Origin of the sequence: Streptomyces sp. UNOC14_S4, assembly GCF_020740835.1 — a bacterium.
Lineage (GTDB): Bacteria > Actinomycetota > Actinomycetes > Streptomycetales > Streptomycetaceae > Streptomyces.
Genome location: NZ_JAINFC010000870.1, coordinates 1 through 1,695, shown reverse-complemented (window position 1 = coordinate 1,695; position 1,695 = coordinate 1). Strand labels below are relative to the sequence as shown.

Annotated in this window: 1 protein-coding gene; it reads left to right on the top strand. The window is 72.4% G+C overall.

Translation table 11 applies throughout. The features are described 5' to 3' along the window. Positions 1-575 precede the first annotated feature (575 nt). Positions 576-1,695: SCO5717 family growth-regulating ATPase (locus K6I34_RS36620; RefSeq protein WP_308294110.1), on the top strand; the 1,120-nt coding region annotated here is incomplete at its 3' end.

Genomic DNA, 1,695 nt, shown 5'->3' with positions numbered 1-1,695 from the left:
GATCCTGCGGTGCGCCGAAGCCGTCCTCGGAGGGCCGGTTCGGTGGCATCGGTGGGGGTGGGGGCGGCTGGACCATCAGCGCATACCTCTTGTGTGCAGGCCCGTCGCCCGTTCTGCCTCCCCCCGCTATTCGACGGAATATCAGCATTCCCTCGAAAAGGAGTGAATCGGGCGCGAGTCCCGCGCCGTCTTGGTATTCGAGCGGGAAAATCTTTCTATCACCCCACTCCGACAGGGCCCGGGGCCGGTCGAGGCGGGCAAGCTCGTCGGCAGGGCAACCGGCGGGATGCCGTGGGACGTCGGGGACATCGAGAGTGTCTGCCGATACGTCCGGCGTATGCCCAGGTGAAGTACGCCCGGGGCGCCCACCGGTGACGCAGGGGCAATCGGTGGGGCAGGGGCGGCCCTGCCGTGGCGATGCGTATGACGATTAGGCTTGGTGGGTGTACGTACAGGAGAGCCCAGCCAGGCGGCTCCCGTCGCACACGGGGGAACCCCGGCAGTCGTCGGACGACGGGAACGGTCGGGCCCGACAGGCACTTCATGGGCGTCAGACCACTTCAGCAGGAGGCAATGTGAGCAGCGATCGGGACGAGCACCGCGCGGGCGGGAGCACAGCCGGCGAGGCCCGGTCCGACGCGGGCCACGAGAACGAAGCCGACCATTCGGGCGAGTTCACGATCGACTACACGCCCCCTGCCTGGTACACGCAGAACGCGGTGACGCCCGCGGCGGCGCCCGCGGCGACCCCGGACCACACGGGCGCGCCCGGTGCCTTCGGTGCCCCGAGTGACGCGGGCTTCACTGCCCCGCCGCCTTCGGGTGAACCTCTCGCGTCGCCCACCGGAGCCGGCACCGACGCAGCGGCCGACGCGGTTTCCGCGAACGGTTCCGGAGACCGTTCCGGGAACGGTCCCTGGGACGCGATCGCCGCCGCGGAACCCGCGCCTGTTCCCACGCTTCCGGCCGACGCACCGCAGGCCAACGCACCACAGGCCGACGACCGCCCGGCCTTCACCGCGCAGGGTGCGGCCGACGCCGCCGAGTCGGGGCAGGGCGACGGTGCGAGCCCTCTCCCGTTCGGCGGGGACGCGGGTGTCGCCATCCCGGCGCACCTCATTCCGCCGCGCCCGGCCGAGGCCCCGCTCGTTGCCGACGCCGGTACCGAAACCGGTCCCGGCACCGAGATCGGTACCGAGACCAGCACCGAGACCGGTCATGCGCCGTCCGGCCCGGACGCGACCGCCTCCGACGTAACCTCTCCGGCCGACGCCGCGCCGCAGGCCGACGAGCGGTTCCCCCTCGGCGCCGAAGCGAGCCACGATGTGACGCCGCCGGTCGCTGCCGCACAGGACGAAGCCCCGGCTGACGCACCGTGGGACGGTGACCGGCTTCCGTTCGGCGGTGAAGCCGTCAGCGAGGACGCACCCGCCGCTGCGGACAACGCGGACAACGGTGATGCCCAGAGCGACCGCACCATGCGCTTCTCCCCCGTTGTCCTGCGCGACGAGACCCCGAGCCGTGCGGGTACGGACGAGGCAGCGAGCCCCGCCGAAGCCCCTGCCCTCGGCAACCCGCGCGGGGACGGCACCATGCGCTTCTCCGCCGCCGCGCTCCAGAACGAGATCGCGAGCCGCGCCGCGGAGCCCGTCGCCGGTGGCCCCCAGGGCGACACCGACAGCAGCACCCCCAACA